The organism is Sphingomonas mucosissima (genome assembly GCF_002197665.1).
GTDB lineage: Bacteria > Pseudomonadota > Alphaproteobacteria > Sphingomonadales > Sphingomonadaceae > Sphingomonas > Sphingomonas mucosissima.
The window spans coordinates 402,331-422,432 of sequence record NZ_NBBJ01000003.1 but is presented as its reverse complement, the minus strand read 5'-3'; the positions used below and the strand labels follow the sequence as shown (position 1 = coordinate 422,432).

14 protein-coding genes are annotated in these 20,102 nt (G+C 61.7%); 10 read left to right on the top strand and 4 right to left on the bottom strand.

The genetic code is table 11. From position 1 onward, the window contains the following. Position 1: 1 nt before the first annotated feature. The 7 genes from SPMU_RS11580 (at position 2) to phoA (ending at position 9,867) form a co-directional block, all read left to right on the top strand. Complete coding sequence (locus SPMU_RS11580) at positions 2 to 859, top strand: glycoside hydrolase family 16 protein (RefSeq protein ID WP_211275779.1); 858 nt, start codon at positions 2 to 4, stop codon at positions 857 to 859. Continuing rightward, entirely contained in the window at positions 856 to 3,336 is a 2,481-nt protein-coding gene (locus SPMU_RS11575) for an ATP-binding protein (RefSeq protein WP_088334016.1), read from the top strand. Before SPMU_RS11580 ends, SPMU_RS11575 begins: the two co-directional genes overlap by 4 nt. Beyond that, the gene (locus SPMU_RS11570; RefSeq protein WP_088334015.1) at positions 3,333 to 3,695 is read left to right on the top strand and encodes a response regulator; all 363 of its coding nucleotides are present in this window, start codon (positions 3,333 to 3,335) and stop codon (positions 3,693 to 3,695) included. Before SPMU_RS11575 ends, SPMU_RS11570 begins: the two co-directional genes overlap by 4 nt. Continuing rightward, positions 3,692 to 3,955, top strand: a complete 264-nt coding sequence (locus SPMU_RS11565) for an Hpt domain-containing protein (RefSeq protein ID WP_088334014.1) — start codon at positions 3,692 to 3,694, stop codon at positions 3,953 to 3,955. The genes SPMU_RS11570 and SPMU_RS11565 overlap by 4 nt, the downstream gene beginning before the upstream one ends. Before the next feature lie 220 nt (positions 3,956 to 4,175). Further along, positions 4,176 to 5,021, top strand: a complete 846-nt coding sequence (locus SPMU_RS11560; RefSeq protein WP_169715705.1) for a transporter — start codon at positions 4,176 to 4,178, stop codon at positions 5,019 to 5,021. Between the two features lie 525 nt (positions 5,022 to 5,546). Continuing rightward, complete coding sequence (locus SPMU_RS11555) at positions 5,547 to 8,306, top strand: TonB-dependent receptor (protein WP_088334141.1); 2,760 nt, start codon at positions 5,547 to 5,549, stop codon at positions 8,304 to 8,306. A gap of 154 nt (positions 8,307 to 8,460) precedes the next feature. Continuing rightward, positions 8,461 to 9,867, top strand: a complete 1,407-nt coding sequence (gene phoA, locus SPMU_RS11550; protein WP_088334012.1) for an alkaline phosphatase — start codon at positions 8,461 to 8,463, stop codon at positions 9,865 to 9,867. A gap of 331 nt (positions 9,868 to 10,198) precedes the next feature. Here the strand turns inward: phoA and SPMU_RS11545 are convergent, their stop codons facing one another. After that, the gene (locus SPMU_RS11545) at positions 10,199 to 11,425 is read right to left on the bottom strand and encodes a metallophosphoesterase (RefSeq protein ID WP_088334011.1); all 1,227 of its coding nucleotides are present in this window, start codon (positions 11,423 to 11,425) and stop codon (positions 10,199 to 10,201) included. A gap of 283 nt (positions 11,426 to 11,708) precedes the next feature. On the opposite strand from SPMU_RS11545, the gene SPMU_RS11540 reads away from it, so the two are divergent. Both SPMU_RS11540 and SPMU_RS11535 read left to right on the top strand, forming a co-directional pair. After that, entirely contained in the window at positions 11,709 to 12,758 is a 1,050-nt protein-coding gene (locus SPMU_RS11540; protein WP_245833144.1) for an alpha/beta fold hydrolase, read from the top strand. Between the two features lie 45 nt (positions 12,759 to 12,803). Next, on the top strand, positions 12,804 to 13,193 hold the full coding sequence (locus SPMU_RS11535) for a hotdog domain-containing protein (protein ID WP_088334010.1): 390 nt from the start codon (positions 12,804 to 12,806) through the stop codon (positions 13,191 to 13,193). A 308-nt stretch (positions 13,194 to 13,501) separates the two neighbouring features. Here SPMU_RS11535 and SPMU_RS11530 read toward each other — a convergent pair whose 3' ends face one another. Next, positions 13,502 to 14,476, bottom strand: a complete 975-nt coding sequence (locus SPMU_RS11530) for an aldo/keto reductase (RefSeq protein WP_088334009.1) — start codon at positions 14,474 to 14,476, stop codon at positions 13,502 to 13,504. A gap of 426 nt (positions 14,477 to 14,902) precedes the next feature. On the opposite strand from SPMU_RS11530, the gene SPMU_RS16950 reads away from it, so the two are divergent. Continuing rightward, complete coding sequence (locus SPMU_RS16950; protein ID WP_169715704.1) at positions 14,903 to 15,058, top strand: hypothetical protein; 156 nt, start codon at positions 14,903 to 14,905, stop codon at positions 15,056 to 15,058. 144 nt (positions 15,059 to 15,202) lie between these two features. Here the strand turns inward: SPMU_RS16950 and SPMU_RS11525 are convergent, their stop codons facing one another. Together SPMU_RS11525 and SPMU_RS11520 are read right to left on the bottom strand one after the other, a co-directional pair. Further along, positions 15,203 to 17,311 carry a putative bifunctional diguanylate cyclase/phosphodiesterase gene (locus SPMU_RS11525; protein ID WP_140418462.1) on the bottom strand — a complete coding sequence of 703 codons (2,109 nt, stop codon included), beginning with the start codon at positions 17,309 to 17,311 and terminating at the stop codon, positions 15,203 to 15,205. A gap of 277 nt (positions 17,312 to 17,588) precedes the next feature. Continuing rightward, positions 17,589 to 19,886: a TonB-dependent receptor gene (locus tag SPMU_RS11520; RefSeq protein ID WP_169715703.1), complete on the bottom strand. Its 2,298-nt coding sequence runs from the start codon at positions 19,884 to 19,886 to the stop codon at positions 17,589 to 17,591. Positions 19,887 to 20,102 lie beyond the last annotated feature (216 nt).

The following is a 20,102-nucleotide window of genomic DNA, read 5'->3' as shown; positions in this document are numbered from 1 at the left end:
AATGCGCAGCTATGCGGCCTTGGGGCCGCTGCTCTTGCTTGGCTGCATTCCCGCCGCTGTTCCTCCGCTGCCGATAGCCGCAGAGCCGCTTTCTCCCATGCTGACGCGCCCGGCCGATTATCGCCTGGTCTGGTCGGACGAGTTCGACACGGGTGATCAGCCGGATCCGCAGCGCTGGACCTACGAAACCCATCGCAATCGCCAAGGCTGGTATAATGGCGAAGCGCAATATTACTCCCGCAACCGCTCCCGAAACATCCGGCTCGAAGGCGGCCGCCTGATCATCGAGGCACATGCCGAGCGGTTGAACCGGACGGATTATCCCGATTGGGGCGGACAGGAGTTTACCTCTGGCCGGCTGGTCACCCGTGGTCGCCAAAGCTGGCGCACGGGCTTCTTCGAACTGCGCGCGCGCTTGCCATGCGGGCGCGGTACCTGGCCGGCAATATGGCTGCTTCCCGAGCGCGAAACCGGGCGCTGGCACGGCGGGGAGATTGACATCGCCGAACATGTCGGGTCCGAACCAGGTGCCGTTCATCATTCCGTGCAGACGCCGGATCGTAACTTCCGTGCCGCCAATCACCCGAATGGCGTGACCCAGTTGCCGGACGCCTGCGACACGTTCCATCGCTACCAGCTTCACTGGACCGAGGAGTGGGTTCGCATCGGTGTTGACGATCGCATCGGCTTGTCGGTGCGTGTTTCAGATCTCGGCATACGGTTCGCCACACCGATGTATTTAATCCTGAACCTGGCCATTGGCGGGCATTGGGGCGGTGCGCAGGGTATTGACGCGGCAGCGCTGCCTGCCCGGCTCGAGGTCGATTACGTCCGCGTTTATCAGAAGGATCCGGAATGACCGGCAGCCGCAACGGGCGCTTATGGGCGAGTGGCATTGCGACGCTGCTGGTGGCCTTGCTGGTCGGCGTGGCCGTGATGCTGCAAGCACAGGGTCTCGAGGAATCCCGCCTTTATGAACAGGTTCAACGCTCGCACCACCGACGCACGTTGCTGCAAACCGTCTTGTCCGATCACCAGGACATGGAAACCGGGCAGCGCGGTTATTTGCTGACGGGGCAACGCTCCTTCCTACGTCCTTATGAAGAAGCATTGCGCCGCACGGAACGGGGCCTCGACGCCCTCGCGGCCATGCCCGCCTCGGCAGAAGCGCATGCAAACATGCAGCTGCTGAAACGCTTGTCTGAACAAAAGGCGGTGTTCGCCGCCCAGACGCTGGCGCGCTTCCAGGAGGGCGATCCGGCCGGAGCCCTTGCGATGGTACGATCCGGCCGCGGCAAGCAGCTGATGGACGGCATTCGGGCACAGATCAGCCGAGAAACCCGCGCCGAAGTATCACGGCTCGCTGCCGTTTCCGCCCAGTCGAAGCAGGCGCAGGTCGCCATGCGCCGCAACAGCTTTCTACTGCTTGCCGCATTGGCCGCCATTCTGTGTGTGTGCGGGCTCGTGGTTTTGCGCGCGCTTTCCTCGCGGCGGCGCGCATTCGAGCGCCTCGATGATCTGTCCCGCCGGCGCCAAGCGATTCTGGACAGTGCCATGGACGGAATTTTCATCCTCAATCCCAGCGGCAGTATCGAGTCGATGAACCGAGCCGCGGCCCGCATGTTCGGCTATACGCCGGACGAGCTGCTGCGACGTGACATCGGCATGCTGTTCGAAACGCAGCCCCCGCCCGGGCAGGTGGCCGCCTATCTGCGCAGCATGCGACTGGTCAGCGGGGAGCCGGGAATGATCCACGAAGTCCAGAGCCGGCATAACAATGGTGAGATATTCGCCTGCGACGTGGCCGTTTCGGCCGTCGCCCTGTCGGACGGTGTGCATTATGTCGCGGTGGCGCGCGACATCACGGAGCGCAAGCGCGCGGAGCGCGTGAAGGGCGAATTCGTCGCCACCGTCAGCCATGAACTGCGCACGCCGCTGACCTCGATCTCCGGGTCACTTGGCTTGTTGGTCGGCGGCGCCGGCGGGGCGCTGCCCGACAAGGCGCAGCGCCTCATCCATATCGCGCGGGACAATGCCGATCGGCTGATCCGGCTGATCAACGACATTCTCGACATCGAGAAAGTCGATTCAGGCCGCATGACTTTTTCCAATCGCTACCTGGATCTCGCCCCTTTGCTGCAGCAAGCCGTGGATCTGCACCAAGGCTATGCCGAAAAATACCAAGTGACGCTGCACCTCGAGTCCATCCCCGCGGGCACGTTCGTATGGGCCGATCCAGATCGATTGATGCAGGTATTCGCGAACCTCATATCCAATGCGATCAAATTCTCGTTTAGGGGCGAGACAGTTCGCATCGCCGTGGAGACCGGACGTGGACAACACCGGATCAGCATCATTGATCGTGGGCGCGGCATCGATGAAGCCTTTCGGAAGCGCATCTTTCAACGGTTTTCCCAATCCGACTCTTCGGACGCGCGGGAAAAGGGCGGCACCGGGCTGGGGCTCAGCATCGTCAAAGATATTGTCACACGTCTGGGGGGATCGATCGACTTCGTGTCCGAGCCTGGAGAAGGGACGTGCTTTCGGGTCGATCTCGCCGCCGCGACGCCAGAGGAGGCGGAGGGTCTGGTCGACCGCCTGCTGATTTGCGAGCGAGACGCCGAACTCGCGAAGCAAATGGCTCAGGCACTCACCGCAACCGGGCTTGCCTGCGATATCGTGCACAGCAGCGCCCAGGCGATGATGGCCGCACAGGAGCGCCAATATCGCGTCATCCTGGTCGATACCAATCTGCCCAGTGGCGGCGGCATCGCCCTCGTGCGCGGGCTGCGTCAGATCGACGCCGTGCAGGCAGTCCCGATATTCATGATTTCGGTAGATAGCCGGCAGGACGGAATCGAGGCGGAGGCGCTACACATCGTCGACTGGCTGCAAAAGCCGCTGCCGCTCGATCGGCTGATCACGGCCGTCCGCGCGGCGCTGGACGGGCGGCAGCGTAGCGGCAGGCCGCGCATTCTCCACGTGGACGACGACCCCGACGTCCTGCGGCTGGTGGCAACCGCGCTTGAGGGTCAGGCGGAAGTGGAGTCAGTGGGCGGGGTGAAGGAGGCGCGGCGGCTGCTGAGCACGCGCACCTATGATCTCACAATCCTTGATCTTGGTCTGGCGGATGGATCAGGGCTGGATCTACTACCCGATCTGCGCCGTGTGGATAATTTGCCCGTGCCAGTGATCATATTCTCGGCGCAGGATGCCGATCCCGAAGTGGCCGCGTCGGTGCAGGCATATCTTACCAAGTCGCGGACGCCGATCGACCGGCTGGTCGCCACCGTTCACCATCTGTGGCAGCAGGATGCCGCGAGGACAGCGCCATGATACGCGTACTTTACGTCGATGACGAGCCAGACATTCGAGAGATTGCGGATATCGCGCTCGGATTGGATCCGGAGCTGGAGGTGCGGCTGTGCGCCTCTGGCGAAGAAGCGGTCGCCGTTGCGCGGACCTGGCAGCCGGAGCTGATCCTGCTGGACTTCATGATGCCGGTGATGGACGGCCCTGCTACCCTGCACGCTTTGCGAGCCCAGCCCGAGAGCGGCGACACGCCGATCGTCTTCATCACCGCCCGAACCTCCGAGCGCGATGTCCAGCGATTGCTGGCGCTGGGTGCCGCAGGTGTTCTGGCGAAGCCATTCGATCCGATGGGCCTCGCAGCCGAAGCGAGACAGTTCCTGTGACCCAAGATATCCAGGATCGTTTGCAGGGTTTCAAGGCGCGCTTCCTGGCGCGCTGCCGAGAGGACGCAGCAGCGTTGCGCAGCGGCACCTTGCCGCCCGTGGAAGTGCAGAAAATCGCTCACCGGATTGCAGGCATGGCGGGCACCTTGTGCCTTCATGATCTGGGTAAATCGGCTGCCGCTCTCGACGAGCGTATTGCGGAGGCTCTGCCTTACGACACCGAGCTCGACGCACTGCTTGTGCAGCTGTCGCTCATTTGAACAGCCCGCACGGTGAGGTTTCGTGCTGCACTTTGTTTCAAGCGGTAGCTCCGGAGCGGAAGGGGGGGGATATGGGCCAGAACGTCATGGGAAGCTTGTTCGCCGCAGGATGAAAGGCTTGGGGCCACTTTCACCTGCAAAAATTATCAGCGATCATTTTCCTGCCTGTGTAAGCCTGAGCTTCAGGCAGCTGAGTACCGGGTGTCTAGGGGGGCAGGCGATGAAGACGCTCGCATTCTTGATAAACTTGACTACCGCTGGTGTTCTGGCGGCCTCGCCTGCGCTGGCTGAGGATAGCGCTCGAAGCATGGGTGGAGCATCAGATAGCCCGGACCTGCGCTTCTGTCCCAATCGGCCCAGCCTTGGATCCTCTGCCTGCACAACCAACCCCGGGCATGTGCAATTCGAATATTCCCTTGTTGACTGGCAGCGTGAGAGCAACGCGTTAGAACGCGAGGACCAGCTCATCATCGCGGACCTGCTGGCGAGAATAGGTATAGGTAAGCAAACAGAGGTGCAGATCGGCTGGACAGCCTTCGGCACGGATCGAGAGCGGCGCAAAGGTTCAGGCAGGGTCAGCCAGATCAACGCCATCGGGGATGTCCGATTAGCGGTACGACGGAATCTCCGTAATCCTGATGGTGATGGTCTGTCGTTCGGTGTCGAACCATTCGCTATCCTCCCGCTGGGGCGTCAGCCAATTGGCAGTGGCGATTGGGGCGCAGGGGTGGAGGTGCCAATTACCTACGACCTGTCTGAATCAGTTAACCTCGCTTTCACCGGCCGAGTTGCGGCGCTTACAGACGAGGATGGCCAAGGTCGCCATCGTAACTACAGTGGCGTGGTCGGCCTCAGCTACAACGTTTCAGATGCGATAACATTGGCCAGCGAAGTATCGGTGGAGGAAGACAATGATCCGATGGGGAGCGAGACTCACGTTCTGGCGGCACATTCGGCGTCATTGCAAATGACCAGGCGAACGCAGCTTGATCTTATCTTTGCAGCTGGGCTCACCAAGGCGACGCCAGACCTTCGATTTGCACTGGGAGGATCAATACTGTTCTGATCTCTACGGCAGATGCGAAGTTCACCATCCACTCCGAGAATGGCAGCTCGCCCCCATGCCGGTCATTGACCTCCATAGCTGCCCGCATCGAATGCAGAAAACTTCCTCGCGTGCTGATCGCAGTGGAAGTGATGAAGCCGAATCGCCAAGTGGGCGTCAACCAGGTTCACATGCTCTGCAAGTTGGATCACTTCGCGCATATTCAATGTTAGATCTGCTGGATCATCGACGGCGTCCGCCGTGCCTAGCCTTCAAAGCGATGCAGTATCGCGCCGACACGTCGAGTACCGCGTTCCCGTAACGAGCACGTCACATCCCTTCGCCACGGGCGTCGTCAACCGACCGACAGCGACGCTGCGAGTTGGGTTAGGGGGGTAAGCACCGGGCCCACGGGTCACGGGTCAAGATCATTGCTGCATGCTCGTCGGCAGCGCCGCGATTCCGAACCAGTACGGTTCGGGAGCGGCAGGCGCCTGTCTCAGGCCTTTAGCGATGGACATCCAATCGTCACGGGGGGTTCAATTCATGCCGTTCAGTTTCAACCGCGCGCGTTCCGCACATCTTCTTCTGGGCACCGCCCTTGCGGCCCTCACCATCATGCCTGTCGCTGCGCAGGTCGCGCCCGTTGCGATCGCCAACGAAGATCCGGTGAGCGAAAATTCGGACGGGGCCGATATTCTAGTCTCTGGCTATCGCCGCAGCCTCGACGAAGCGATCGAATTGAAGCGCAATACGATCGGCTTTTCGGACTCGATCGTCGCTACGGATATCGCCGATTTTCCTGAACAGAACCTGTCCGAAGCGTTGCAGCGCGTGCCGGGCGTGGCGATCGAGCGGAATCGCGGGCTGGGTACGCGCGTGAACGTTCGTGGACTGCCGTCTGAGTTTACATTCGTATCCATCAACAAGCTGGCCACCGCGTCGGGGTCGGGTGGACGCGACGTTGAGTTCGATATTTTCGCCTCCGAACTGATCCAGTCGGTCACCGTTCAGAAGTCGCCGACCGCCGCAGATGAGGAAGGCGGTATCGCAGGGTCGGTTTACATCCGGACCGCGCGGCCGTTCGACAACCCGGGCCTGCGTCTCGTCGGCAGTGTCGAAGGCGCGTACAACTCGATCTCGGAGAAGGTCGATCCGAACTTCTCCCTCCTCGCCAGCCACACCTTGGGCGATTTTGGCGTGCTAGTGTCGGCGGCCAAGCAGCAACGCACCAACCGCACCGACAGCAACTCAGGCATCAACTTTCGTCCGATCGCGCGCTGGACCGATCGCACCGGTGCCAATCGCAACCAGGCGCTCGCGGTGCTTCAGCGCGACGCCGGCATCACCTTCACTAACGCGGACAAGAACCGTATCGTCTTCCTCGACAAGGTTGGCGACCGCGTCTACCAGAATGACCAGGATCGCCTTGGCCTGTCCGGTTCGGTCCAGTACAAGCCCAGCAATGAGTTCAGCCTGTCGGTCGATGCATTCCTCGGGTCCTACGACGTTACCGAAGACGAATATGATGCCGCTGGCTATTCGGCATCGAGCAACTCGACGCTTGCGACCATCCACGAGTTCGACGCGAAGACTTTGTCGAAGGACGGGATCGTGGTCCTGCGTGACGTTTCGTACACCAACACGCAGCATGAGTTCCTAAGCAAGGAGTTCATTCGCGAAACCGACTACCGCCAGTTCGGCACCGAGATGAACTGGACTCCTGGAAGCTGGAAGATCAACGTGCTGGGCGGCTATTCCGGCGCCGAGAAGACGCTCGACAGTGCCAATCTGAAGCACGTCGCCTACGCGCCGTCACGCACCCGCTATACCAAAACTGGCGGCGAAACGGTTCCGAGCGACAATCCGCGCACGATCGACATGTACAACGCACCTGCCTCCTACCTCTTCGAGGCGTATGAAACGCAGCGCGAGCGTATCCAGGACGACAAATATGCCGCGCAGGCCGATGTCGGATATGATTTCGGCGAACGCTTCCTGCGCCAGATCCATGTGGGCGCGCGCTACACGAACAAGACCAACGAGCGCGCATATGGCGAAGAAAGGATCCAGGGGCCGACACGCGGCAGCACGGCTTACGTCAACAAACGCACGCTGGCCGATAGCCCGCTCACGCCCGTCACCGACATTGCCGGCGGCAAGGCATATCAGGTGCGGGATCTGAACTGGTCGCAGGTTTCCAACGACTATGCGCGCGATTTCTTCCGTCCTGACGGCTTCGTTACGCCGTTTTCCGATGGCAATTACTACAAGGTGCGCGAGGAGACGGTCGCGGCCTATGCGATGGCGGACTTCCAATTCGACGTCGCGGTACCGGTGTTCGTCAATGTGGGCGGACGCTATCTTCGCACCACCATCCGGTCGGAAGGGTTCTTCCAGATCCAGAATCCGGACGGCAGCACGGGGTACACCGACGCTCCGGTCTCGAGCACCGGGCGCTATGACAAGTTCCTGCCCTCGTTCAACGCACATGCCGAGCTGACCGACAGCCTGTTCCTGCGTGCAGCGGCATCGCAGACGTTGATCCGCCCGGCGCTGACCGATCTTGCCTACAAGCGCACTGCCAGCTTCAACGATTTCCGCTTCACCGACGGCAACCCGAACCTGAAGCCAACCTTTGCCGACCAGTGGGAGGTCGGCGCGGAGAAGTATTTCGGGCGCGGCGGCATCGTGGCTGCATCCTATTTCTGGAAGAAGATCAAGGGTGTCGTCCAGAACCGCCTGACCGGAACCGTGCCCGGCGTCACTAAGTACAATGCCAACGGGACGGTCGATGGTGTCTACGATTTCGACGTCTACCAGCCGGTGAACGTCGAGGGATCGTACGACATCAACGGAATCGAGCTGAACGCGGTGGTTCCGTTCGGGATGTTCGCCGACTGGGCCGATGGTTTCGGCATCAACGCCAATGCGACGTTCCTTGACAGCTCGCTTACCGGCCAGTCGGATCTTGGCATCGACACCTCACCGGTCGGCCTGGCTGATACGGTCTACAACGCCACGGTCTTTTATGACCGCGGGCCGGTGTCATTGCGGGTGTCCTACAATCGCAAGGGCGCTTATGTGGAGCGGGTCGAGCGCAATATGTACCCAGTCTATCGCGACGCCTATGGGCAGTTCGATTTCGCCGCGAGCTACCAGTTGACCCCCAATTTTCGCGTCGAGCTTCAGGGCATCAACATCGGCAACGCGAAGACCAAGGGCTATACCATGGATCCTTTGTTCCCTGTCCTTTATGAAGCGTCGGGCAGCCGCATCAGCCTGGGCGTGCGCGCCCAGTTTTGAGGTCGTTCGCTGGCCGGCGCTTCCGTAGAGGCGCTGGTCAGCATCCTGATCGCGGCGCCAGCGCAGGCGCCGCAACGACGAACAAGAGTCGAAATCTATTATTGCGCGGAAGGGGCCGCCGGTATGGCGCTCTTCCCAACCCCGGAGTTCCGCCATGTTCGCTCGCCTTGCCCTCGTCGCCGTGCTTGCCTGCACGTGCCATTCGGCACTCGCGCAGGAAGGCGGCCCTGACCTCTCGCGGGCGGCGCGCGGCGACCTGCGCGAACCTGGCGGGGCACGTCGCCTGAAAGGCGACATGCGCGACCAATATGCCCGTTTGAGTGTCCGGGGCGATGTGCGCAACGTCATCCTGTTGATCGGAGACGGCATGGGGGATTCCGAGATCACGATCGCGCGAAATTATTCAGAAGGCGCGGGAGGCTATTTCAAGGGGATCGACGCGCTGCCCTTCACCGGCCAGTACACGCATTATGCGCTCGATCGGGAAACCGGGAAGCCAGACTATGTGACCGACAGCGCGGCCTCGGCCACCGCCTGGGCATCGGGTGTGAAGACCTATAACGGCGCGATCGGCGTCGATATCGCGGGTCGACCCCACCGGACGCTGCTGGAACGCGCCAAGGCGAGGGGCCTCGCCACCGGCGACGTGTCGACGGCCGAAATCCAGGACGCCACGCCCGGCGCGTTGCTCGCGCATGTAACGCACCGCAGTTGCTACACGCCGGCCACCACGCTCAAGACCTGCCCACAAAACGCGCTGGAGAATGGCGGCGCAGGCTCGATCACCGAACAGCTGCTCGACACGCGCGCAGACCTGGTCTTGGGCGGCGGCGCGGCCAGTTTCGCTGCGGTCGCGACCGCGGGCAAGTGGAAGGGCATGACGCTCTCCCAGCAAGCGTTGGCGCGCGGCTATCGGTTCGTCCGGAACGCGTCCGAGCTGGAAACGGTGACGCGCGCCGATGACGGGGCGCCGGTGATCGGTATCTTCTCGGAAGGGCACATGCCTGTCCGCTGGACGGGACCGAAGGCGAGCTACCACGGCAATATCGACAAGCCTGCCATTACCTGCGCTGCAAATCCCGCGCGCAACGCCAATATCCCGACGCTCGCCGCGATGACGCAGAAGGCGATCGCTCTGCTAAAGGGCAATCGGAAGGGCTTCTTCCTCCAGGTCGAAGGCGCGTCGATCGACAAGCAGGACCATGCCGCCAATCCTTGCGGGCAGATCGGCGAAACGGTTGATCTAGACGAAGCCGTTCAGGTCGCGATGGCGTTTGCCAAGGCGGACCGCCACACGCTGGTGATCGTCACGTCCGACCATGCCCACACCAGCCAGATCATCGGAAACGGCACGCGCGCGCCTGGCCTGACCGCTACGCTGAGAACGCGTGAGGGCGGGCTAATGACGGTCAACTACGGCACGGCGGAAGAAGGTTCGCAGGGGCATACCGGCACGCAGCTGCGCATCGCCGCTTATGGCCCGCGCGGCGTAAACGTCAGCGGCCTGCTCGACCAGACCGACCTTCACTACATCATCAACGACGCGCTTCACTTGCATTGATTGGCGACCGTCGCTTTGACCGAACCGCATCGGGGGCGGCGCGTACTCCCGCATCTCCCCCCCTGGCCCCGGCCGTTTTATCTTGAAAACGCCTCCAGGTGTTTGCGTTCAAGACTTAGAACGTTTGCGACGACGCATGCCGATCGGGTGATAGTCGCACCAGTTGCCGTTCCGTCTAGCCGTCTAAACCGTTGAAAGGCGCGGCTGAGCAACGTGAGCGAGCATTCGGTGTAGAGAAACGGCAAGCCGCGCTGAATAAGCGATTATTGAACATTCATGCCGATGTTTGTTCCGGCATGGGGTGATCTGACGCGGTTGCCAACGTCAAACTCTACATGCGTCGCAGTGTGATCCGCGTGATCTCAGAAGGCACGCCGAGCCTGAGCGCGAAACCCGGCCACAGCCCAGTGCCATTGCTCACATAAAGCGTCATGCCGCCTAACTCATAGCGACCCGATACGAACCCGGCGTTGCCGCGCGCGACAAGCCGGTCCAGGCCCTTGATCATGCCACCATGCGTGTGTCCCGACAGCTGGAGCGTGACGCCGCGCCCCGCAGCCGCTCGAGCGTCTCGCGGCTGGTGGTCCAGAAGAACAATCGGCGCTTCGGCAGGAGCGCCTCTGAGGGCAAGGCCGAGGTCAGGGGCAGCCTCGCCGACGCTCGGCGCCGACAAGTCCGTAACACCGGCGAGGGTTAGTCGAGCATCGCCGCGCTGAATCACGGCATGGGCGTTTGGTAGCATACGAATGCCCATGCTCGAGAGGTGACGCATCCACGCATGGTAGTCGAAGAAATACTCGTGATTGCCTGGGATCGCGTACACCCCGTCGGGTGCATGCAAGTCCCTGAGCGGCTCCACGTCCATCCTGCGCATCTGCACCGAGCCATCGATGAAGTCGCCCGTCACGACGATCAGGTCGGCGCCAGCCGCATTGGAGCGAGTGACGACGGCCCTTGCCCACTTCGCCGTAAACAGGCGGCTGATATGAAGATCCGTGAGCTGGACGATGCGGTACCCGTCCAAAGGGGCCGGAAGGTTGCGGATCACGACCGCCACGTCCTTGACCGGCGGTATGCGAAGAGCGTTGCCGACGCCGATCACCGCGAGGAGCGCCGCCAGCAGTGCTGCGGCATAGCGGAGCCAGTCAGGCTCTCGGATCATTTCGCGCCGGACGAGCATCGTCAGCAGGGCGCCGACGTCCAAGAGAAGCTGAAGGACAGCAAGGAGGAGCAGCGCGCCAAACGCCCAGTTGAACAGGATCACGAACGAGCGCGGGAACTCGGGGGCGAACACCGACCCCGACGAGAGCCGGCTCCACAGGTGAAACTGCGACGCGCCAAGCGTCATGAGCGCGACGGGTATCTTGGCCCAGAACGGAAGCGGAAGTGGCCACAACCAACGAACCAAGACGACCAGCGCTGGCACGGCGAAGACGAGATTGAAGATGATCGAGCCTCTACGTTCGAGCGATATTGCGGTGTAAACGAGGCGTACTCCGCGCGTATCCGCGTCAACAGATAGAACGGCGCGGGTGAGTTCGTCGCGTTCCGTTTCCATGCCGCCATCTGAGATGCGCTAATCGGACGCCGTGTCGGGACACTTACGCGAAGAACGCTCCGCAACACCTTCAGCCTAAGCCGCGAGCTTGATTCCGCTATTGGATCACTTCAACGGCCAAGTGGCACCTGAACGAATTACCGATGTTCGGAAGCGCCTCCGAACCGCCTCATGGACAACCCAGGCGCATTCCCTGCCGGAAAGCTGATCGAGAGGCGGCGCCGGCGGGTAGATCCGCTCGCTGACCAATCCTGGCACCTCCGCGAGATGGCAGCAACTTCGGATGCTGCGAAGCGCTTACATCGCTATGACACAGAAGCCCAATCGTAAGTCGCGTGTGGCCTCCACCGCCGCTCCCCGCCGCGAGTCTGCCTGGAGGGAGTGGATCGTTCAGAACAGGGGATGGCTCGCCACGGGAGCAGGCACTGCGGCGATCGTCGGAACCGCATTATACAACCGGGCAAGCGCCCAACGTGCCGAGAGACAAACGCCGCCCGCCGGCAAATTTGTTGAGGTCGACGGTGTCCGGCTGCACTATCTCGACCGGGGTGAGGGTGCCGTAGTTGTGCTGCTCCACGGTGACGGGGTCATGCTGCAGGACTTTGAGGTCAGCGGCGTCCTGTCGCTCGCGGCCGAGCAGCATCGGGTCATCGCCTTTGATCGTCCAGGATACGGTTATAGCGAGCGCCCGCGCTCAACTGTTTGGACGCCAGCCGCGCAGGCAGAGCTGATCGCAAAGGCCTTGATTGCAATTGGCGTAGATCGCGCCGTGGTGGTGGGGCACAGCTGGGGGACGCTGGTGGCGCTTTCGATGGCGCTTGACCATCCGGGCGTCGTCTCAGCTTTGGTGCTGCTGTCGGGTTACTATTACGGCACTGCTCGCCCCGACGTTATTTCGGGGTCGGTGCCTGCCATACCGCTCGTCGGCGACTTGCTTACCTACACGGTAGGTCCATTGCTGGGTGTTCTCAGCGGTTCCATCGGGGTTAGAGCAAGCTTTGCGCCTGCGCCCGTATCCCCCAAGTTTGCTGACTTTCCAAAGGCACTGGCCCTGCGCCCGTCGCAGATCCATGCAAGCTCCGCTGACGCAGCCCTGATGGTGCCCAGTGCGTTGGCGGTGAGCCGCCGCTATGGCGAATTGACTTTGCCGGTGATCATCATGGCCGGGCGAGGGGACCTCATCGTCCATATCGACAAGCACGCCGAGCGCCTCGTTGGTGACATCAAAGAAGCGGAGTTGCGGATCGTGCCGGACCAAGGGCACATGCTGCACTATGCAGTGCCTGAGCAGGTCGTTGCGGCGATCGGCGATGTGGAGGCTCGCGCAAGATAGGTGCCAAGCTTCGGACACCTTTTCACCTGAAGTCGTTGCCGCAGTATGCACACACTTCCAAACCCTCCGGGCGGCGCTCACCTGCGAACCATCGCGATGCCTAGGGACGCGAACCCCAGCGGCCATATTTTCGGCGGTTGGACCCTATCGCAGATGGACCTCGCCGGGGCGACATTCGCTGTTGAACGAGCGACAGGGCCGGTCGCCACAGTCGCAATCGACGCCATGCGGTTCCTACGGCCGATATCTGTCGGCGATGAGGTAAGCTGCTTCTGCTCATGGGAAGACGAGGGATCGACGTCCATCAAGGTCAAGGTCGAGACGTGGACCCGAGTGCGGGGCACCAAAGAAGCAGAGAAAGTTACCGAAGGCGTGTTCACCTACGTTGCCATGACAAACGAGGGACGGCCCCGCGGCCTGGACGACGCGGCCTGATCTAAGGTCCGGATCGGGAAACACCGGTAGCGCCAGGTCGGCACTGATGCTCCTGTGAAAATCGAGGTAGCGCCTAGGCAGGAAACAAGTTCGGTCTCTGGGAAAGCGCCACGGGTCTTCACGCTGGCGCCCCCGGTTAAGAGGCTGCGAATAGTCGGCGTAACGCGACGGTCAAGCCCACAGGTCCGGACTGTTGGCGAGGCCTCAAGCGCACGGACAAAGTTGATACGCCAGACATACAGACTGATCGAACAATCGCGGGCCGGGCGACAGTCCGATCAGTCGTTTCTCCATAGTCGTACCGTGACTCAATTCGGCGTCGGCACGTCGGCGGGAATGAGTTGCTCATGCTTCAGCTCCTGCCAAACCGCGGCCGGAACGACGGCTTCCATCAACCGCGCGTTCTCCGTCACCTTTTCCGCGCGCTTCGCGCCGGGGATGATCGCTGCGACGACCGGGTGCGCGGCGCAGAACTGCAGCGCCACAGAGCGGATGTCGGCACCGTGGCGATCGCATATCGTGGCGATCCGGTCGCGTCCCGCGATCATCTCGGGTGGCGCGTCTTTATAATCGAAGGTTCGTCCGCCCGCGAGCAGACCCGAATTATATGGGCCGCCGATCACGACATGTACGCCGCGCTCACCGCACATCGGGAACAAGCGCTCCACCGCGGGCTGGTTGAGCAGGCTGTAGCGGCCGGCGAGCAGGAAAACGTCGGGGTCTGCCTGCTCCAGCGCGCGAATACACGGCTCGGTTAGGTTAACCCCAAGGCCCCAGGCCTTGAGGGCCCCCACTTCGCGTAGTTGCGTAAGCGCGCGAAACGCGCCGGTTCGCGCGATTTCGAATTGTTCCTCCCATGCGTCACCGAGATGGTCGGCGGCGAGATCGTGGACGAAGGCGATGTCGATCTGGGCAAGGCCGAGCCGCTGATAGCTGTCCTCGATCGAGCGCATCGTCGCGTCGTATGAATAGTCGGGCTGTACGCGAAATGGCAGACCATCGACGAAAGGCGCATTGTCCGGTCGGCCCGCATCGGGACGGAGCAGGCGGCCGACCTTGGTCGAGAGGGTAAAGTCCTCGCGCGGGTATTGCCGCAGCACGTTGCCGAAGCGGTGTTCGGACAAGCCGCTGCCGTAATGCGGCGCAGTGTCGAAGTAGCGTACGCCGCTGTCCCAAGCGGCGACCAGCGCGGCCTCAGCTGTCACGTCGTCAACGCGCTCGAACATGTTGCCGAGCGGCGCGCCGCCAAAGCCAAGCGGACCGGGAGGAGGGAAGTGAGGCATGTTACCGTCCTTGATGATAGTGGAGGGAGCGCCGGCGCTTGACACTGTCGGTCGCTCAACGAACGAGCGACTGTCGCTTTCCTTGTTTTTACCAAAGCCAGACGGACGCCTGCGTCACCTCGCGGTCCGAACGCTTTCGCCGTCTCGCCTCAGAACGACCTCTTCATTTCCAAGAGGCTGACACCAAAAGGCAGAAGCTTAATGACCGTCGGGGTCTTAGCGGATGTCTCGTTTGCTCGGACGCGTCAGGCCGCGGAGACGCGCTTGTCAGCGGATCGAGCGGAGTAGCTCGGCGACAGTCGGCTTCGCGATCTGCGGGCGCACGATTGCTTCGACAGTGCCGGAACGGAACTCTGGCCACAGTCGAGGCGATGTTTTCGTCGGGATAAGCGTCGAACAGAGCTTCAATGGTCAGTCGTGCGGCAAATGCCCGATCAGCACGCTATTCGCGTCGCCGAGTCAGCCCGCTCGATGCTGGGCAACTGGCGCGACAATTACAAGCAAACGCGGCCGGATGGCGAAGTAGGCTCGCTGACGCCGGCGATGCTGCCGGGCCCGTTGCACAGTCTTGCCCGCAATTGAGGCGATATATTCGGATATAACTTATTATTGGAAAACTTTTAAGATCGCGTCAAGAACTGGGTCGATATCGTTCCTGTGCAAGTAATTGGCACAAACATGAGTCGGCAAGAGCTCAGGATGATTTGCACCTGGAAAATTACTCAACTAAAGGGTGTCTGTAAAGCTATTTATGTTTGAGCTGACCGGCATCGCTAAACTCGAACCTATAATCGTCTCCGCGGGCTTGCCGATCAGGTACCCTTGCACCTGATTGCAGCCCCAAGCACGTAGGTCTGCAAGCTGCTCCTCAGTTTCGACCCCCTCCGCCAAGATGGTAAGGCCCAAGCTTTTCCCGAGACCGATGATTGCTTTCACGATCGAAACCGACGGTGCATGCGTCAGCATGGAGGCGACAAAGCTCCGGTCGATCTTGATCTTGTCGAAGGCAAAGTCCTTAAGGTTGCTGAGTGACGAGTGTCCGGTGCCAAAGTCATCCATCACCGCCTTCGCGCCGTGATTCTTCAGCGACTCCAAGGCAACAAGCACGTTGTCACGTTGGAAGCCTAACAAGGTGGCGCTTTCTGTCACCTCCAGCTCAAGTCGACACGGTGCGACATTCCAGCGGCGCGCTGCCTCGATGATTTCGTCAGCCAGATCACCGGATCGGAACTGAAGCGGCGACAAATTGATAGCCACCACCATGTGCGGTGGCCATGATGAAGCCGCGGCGAGTGCGCGGCTGATAACCCAACTTCCAACTGACGTTATTATCCCGGTCGACTCTGCTACCGGAATGAAGAGGTCGGGCGCGATGTCGCCCAAGGTCGGGTGTTTCCACCGCAACAGAGCCTCATATCCGACAATCCGCAAGGACCCCGCGTCGGCGATTGGCTGAAAAACAAGGCGGAGTTGGTCACCCGAGATAGCTTGTTCGAGATCCCGGGCCAGCATCAAGCGAAGGCTTTCCTCTTCCTTTAGGTGTTTGTTGAAAAAGCGGGCAGTGTTCCTGCCATCTGCCTTTGCCCGATAAAGCGCCAAGTCGGCGAGCTCATGCAGAGATTCGCCTGCCTGCCCCGGCTCTGAAAGCGCCGCACCGATGCTCATCCTGATCGGAATGTCTTCGCTCGCGAGTTCCCGCACTTCCTTGAAGATCCGGGAAATTAGCATTTCCGCCGCGTTCGGCTGCGCATGAGCGACCTGGATGATGGCGAACTCATCCCCGCCGATCCGGGCAACAAGATCGTCCTGACGAACGCAGGAGGACAGAAGATGGGCGGCGCGCTTCAGGGCCTGGTCACCGCCGGCGTGACCATGTCGATCATTGATCGCCTTGAAATCATCAAGGTCGATGGCCAGCACCGCCACCACGTCGCCGGTTCGCTCACTGCGCGATAGTTCGTGTGCGAGGCGACTTTCGAACAACAGGCGATTTGCCAGTCCGGTGAGCATATCATGATGCGCCAGGAACTCGACGCGGCGCTCTGCCGTGCGGCGGCTTTCGACCGCACCACGGTATTCAAATAATCCCCGGGCCAAATCGCCCAGCTCGTCCTTGCGATCGAGACCATCAATCTGCCCGTCGCCGAGTCCCATCCTGAACTCACCCAGGCGGGCGGCCAGGCCGGTAATAGGCAACAAGAGATTGCGTCGAAGCCAAATCGCCATGCCAAAGATGATGGCGACCGTAATCAGGCCGCCAATAAGCACTTCCACGATGCTTCTACGGCTCTCCAGCCTGTTCTTTTCGGCGGCTCGCCAAATACCGAGCACCAGCGTCTCGCGAGCCTCGCTACGGCTGGCTTCAAGGTGCTTCAAGGATAAGACGAAGCGCGGCATCGTCCTCTTGATCAGGCCGGGCTCCTGCCGAGCGACTCGGATTAGTGCCTTTGAAATGCGAGCGAAATCGATGCTTGCTCGCCGGGCCTCCTTGATCTGGTCCCACCGAAAGCTGCGGTCGGTTCTCATCAGCTTTAGAGGTCTGGACGCTAAGCGTTCAAAAGCATCCGCCTGTTTCGAAAGCTGTTCCCACCGGGCAACAGAGATAGCGATCCCGCGTTCCGCCTCTCGCGTGGCATCACCGACATCGAGACGCAACCGACGCTGCGCCTGATCATGCTGATCTTCGATGCGTAAAGCTTCGCTCATTGAAGCGATGCTTGCGTCCGCATCGTGGATCTTGTCGCTAACGGTGAGACCGATCGCCAGGAGGACCAAGGCCAATACGATCACAGCGGCGCAAGCGATTGACACGCGTGTTGAGATCGTAAGTCGCACGGGCTCCTCCTTCGAGCGAGCCTTTGGCCGGAAAGCCTTACTTAGCGGTTAGTGCCCGCGACCAGGGCGCCTTCGGCCGAATATGACCAGCCTGTTAGAGTGCGCTCCAACCGCGCCGCCGCCACCAGGGTGCGGATGGTGATGCCGGGAGGCAGCGGCGTGGGCGCCCGCTGTCGACGGCTCGGTTGGCCTCCTCGCTTTCGCGTGACCGCACCGGATTAGCGGGCGTGCGAAGGCCCCCGAAGGACCATCTGTTCACGCTCCGGCTCGGGTGCGATCAGCCGCCGAAGCTGCGACGAAGGTTGATGCCGATGTTGCGCGGCTGTGATGCGCCCCACCAGTTCGCGGGGGTGAGATCGCCACCGTTTGACGCTCCCTGATAATAAGAAGCGTCGAAGAGGTTCTGAACATAGGCGCCAACTTCCAGCCGGCTTCCGAGCCGAAATCCCGCGCGAAGGTTGACGGCAACATAAGCGTCACGCCGAGTAACGCCGCGCCAGTCGAACGCCTCGCGGCGGCGGCCTTGATAACTCCACTCTCCCGACAGGAAGAGCTCGCCGGACACAAGCGGGTAATGTGCCGTTGCCACCCCGTTCGACGCCCAGGTCGGATTGGCGAGCCCGCCGCAATCGTTTGATGTGCAGCCTCGATCGCCGCTGGTCACCGTCCGCGTCCAGGTCACGTTGCCGTAGACGTCGAAGAACCGGGTGGGCCGGAGGGTCGCCGCGGCTTCCACGCCGTAGCCACTGACCTTGCCCACGTTGATCACCTGCTGCGTCCTCGTCGCGGTGTCCCAGTGATTGGTCTGCAGGTCGCGGTAGACGTAGTGAAAAGCGGCCACATCAAATTGCAGGCGGCGGCTCCACACATTGGCTTTGACGCCGAGCTCCTTGCTCCACACCGTCTCAGGGTCGAACGCATCGGGACGGGTGCCCGCCGGTGTCTCGCCGAACTCGGGGATCGGCGCGGGTGCATCCACCGTGAAGGTGCCGAACCCGCCCGCCTTGTAACCCCTCGTGACGCTTGCGTAGAGGTTGATCTGATCGCTCGGTTCGTAGCGCGCGAACAAGCGCGGCGTCAGCCCATGCCACGAGCGCGCGTCGCTGACGGCGCCCAGCGTATAATAGCTGAAGGTCCAGATGTTGCCGAGGCTGCTCTCCGTCGGCGGGATGTTGAGCGAGAAGTCCTTGCGATCCCAGGTGTAGCGTAGCCCGGCCCCCAGCTGCAGCCGTGGCATCGGCCTGACGTTCACGTCGGCGAACGCCGACAGCCCGGTAGCGACATTGCGGGCCGCGTTGCTCTGCACGATCATGCCGTCCGGGCTTGGCGTGAACGACGTCCCGTACAGATCCTGCGTCAGCTCCTCGCAGTCTGAATAGCCATAGCCGGCGACGCAGACGAGATTTTCGGCGGCCTCGTCGTCATAATGCGCGCGCACGCGCTCACGATAACCGGACACGCCGGCCGACCAGCTCAGCAACCCCCCGCCCGGGGAGACCAACCGGAATTCGTGGCTGGCGTAGGTCCCCGATTGCCACTGTCGATAGGTCCCGAGCGGGAGCGCCGTCCCATCGTAATCCTCGAAGTACGAGAAATTGTGCCCACGATAACCGGTAAGCGATGTGAGGGTGGCGAAGCCGAGCTCCAAATCAGCCTGCGCGGTGATGCTGGTGATCGATCCCCGGTCGCGCGGTTCGACAAGGTCGCTGTCGATCGAGCGCGCATCGCCGCGGATCACCACGGCGGTGCCGAGCGTCTGGTCGAGATAGTCGAGGACCTCACGATCGTCGTTCGAACCGCGATAGACGGTGCCGTCGAGCCGCCGGCGTTCATGTTCGGCGGTCAACAGCAGGCGTACCGCGCCCCGTTCGTGCGCCAGTGAGATGCGCCCAGCCGTCTTGTTCTGCCCCAGCAGCCGATCGTTGCCCGGCGTGAACGCATTGTCGATCCACCCATCGGCGCGAACGCCATAACCCGCGATCCTGAGGGCCGATGAGCGTCCTAGTAGCAGGTTGATCGCGCCTTCCGCCTCGAACCGGCTCGGCTGACCGATCGCCACATCGACATAGCCGGCGGTGCGATCGAGCTCCGGTTTCGCGGTAATGACGCTGATCGCGCCCGAGATGGCGTTGCGCCCGAACAGGAAGCCTTGCGGACCGCGCAGCACCTCGGCGCGTGCGATGTCGAAGAAGGAGGTGACCGCGGATCCGCTGCGGCCCTGGTGAACCCCATCCTTGAACAGTCCAATCGCCGGATCACCGCCGATGCCGTAATCGTTCGAAACGATGCCGCGAATGGCGAGACTGTCGATATAGCTGTCTTCGGAATTGCCGCTCAATCCAGGAGCATAGATGGCAAGGTCTTTGACGTCGTCGATACGGGTACGGGCGATGAAGCCGCCGTCGAATGCGGCAAGCGCGAGCGGCGTCTTGCGGCTCAGCTCGGGTCGCCGCTGCGCGGTGACTTGGATATCTCCCGGCGCCTCGGCCGAGGACGGACGCTCATCGGCTGATTGTCCAGCCGCTGGCGCTGGTGCGAGGGTTGCTGCGACAATCGCCCCGAGTGTGCAGCGCAAAGTGGCATCGCAGCGGGACGCTGCACCCAAGTAAAAAGAGATAGCGCGCGATCTGCCCGGCCCGCCGCGCGGACCCGGAACAATCGATGACGATGTGAGCATTTGCGCAGAGAAGCTAGGCACGTAGCTCCTCTGAGCTAAGCTACTGAAGATCGCGTTAAGCGAGCGACATTCAGCTCTCTCTCGTGACGCCCTTAAGTCGTCTTTAAGTGCTTT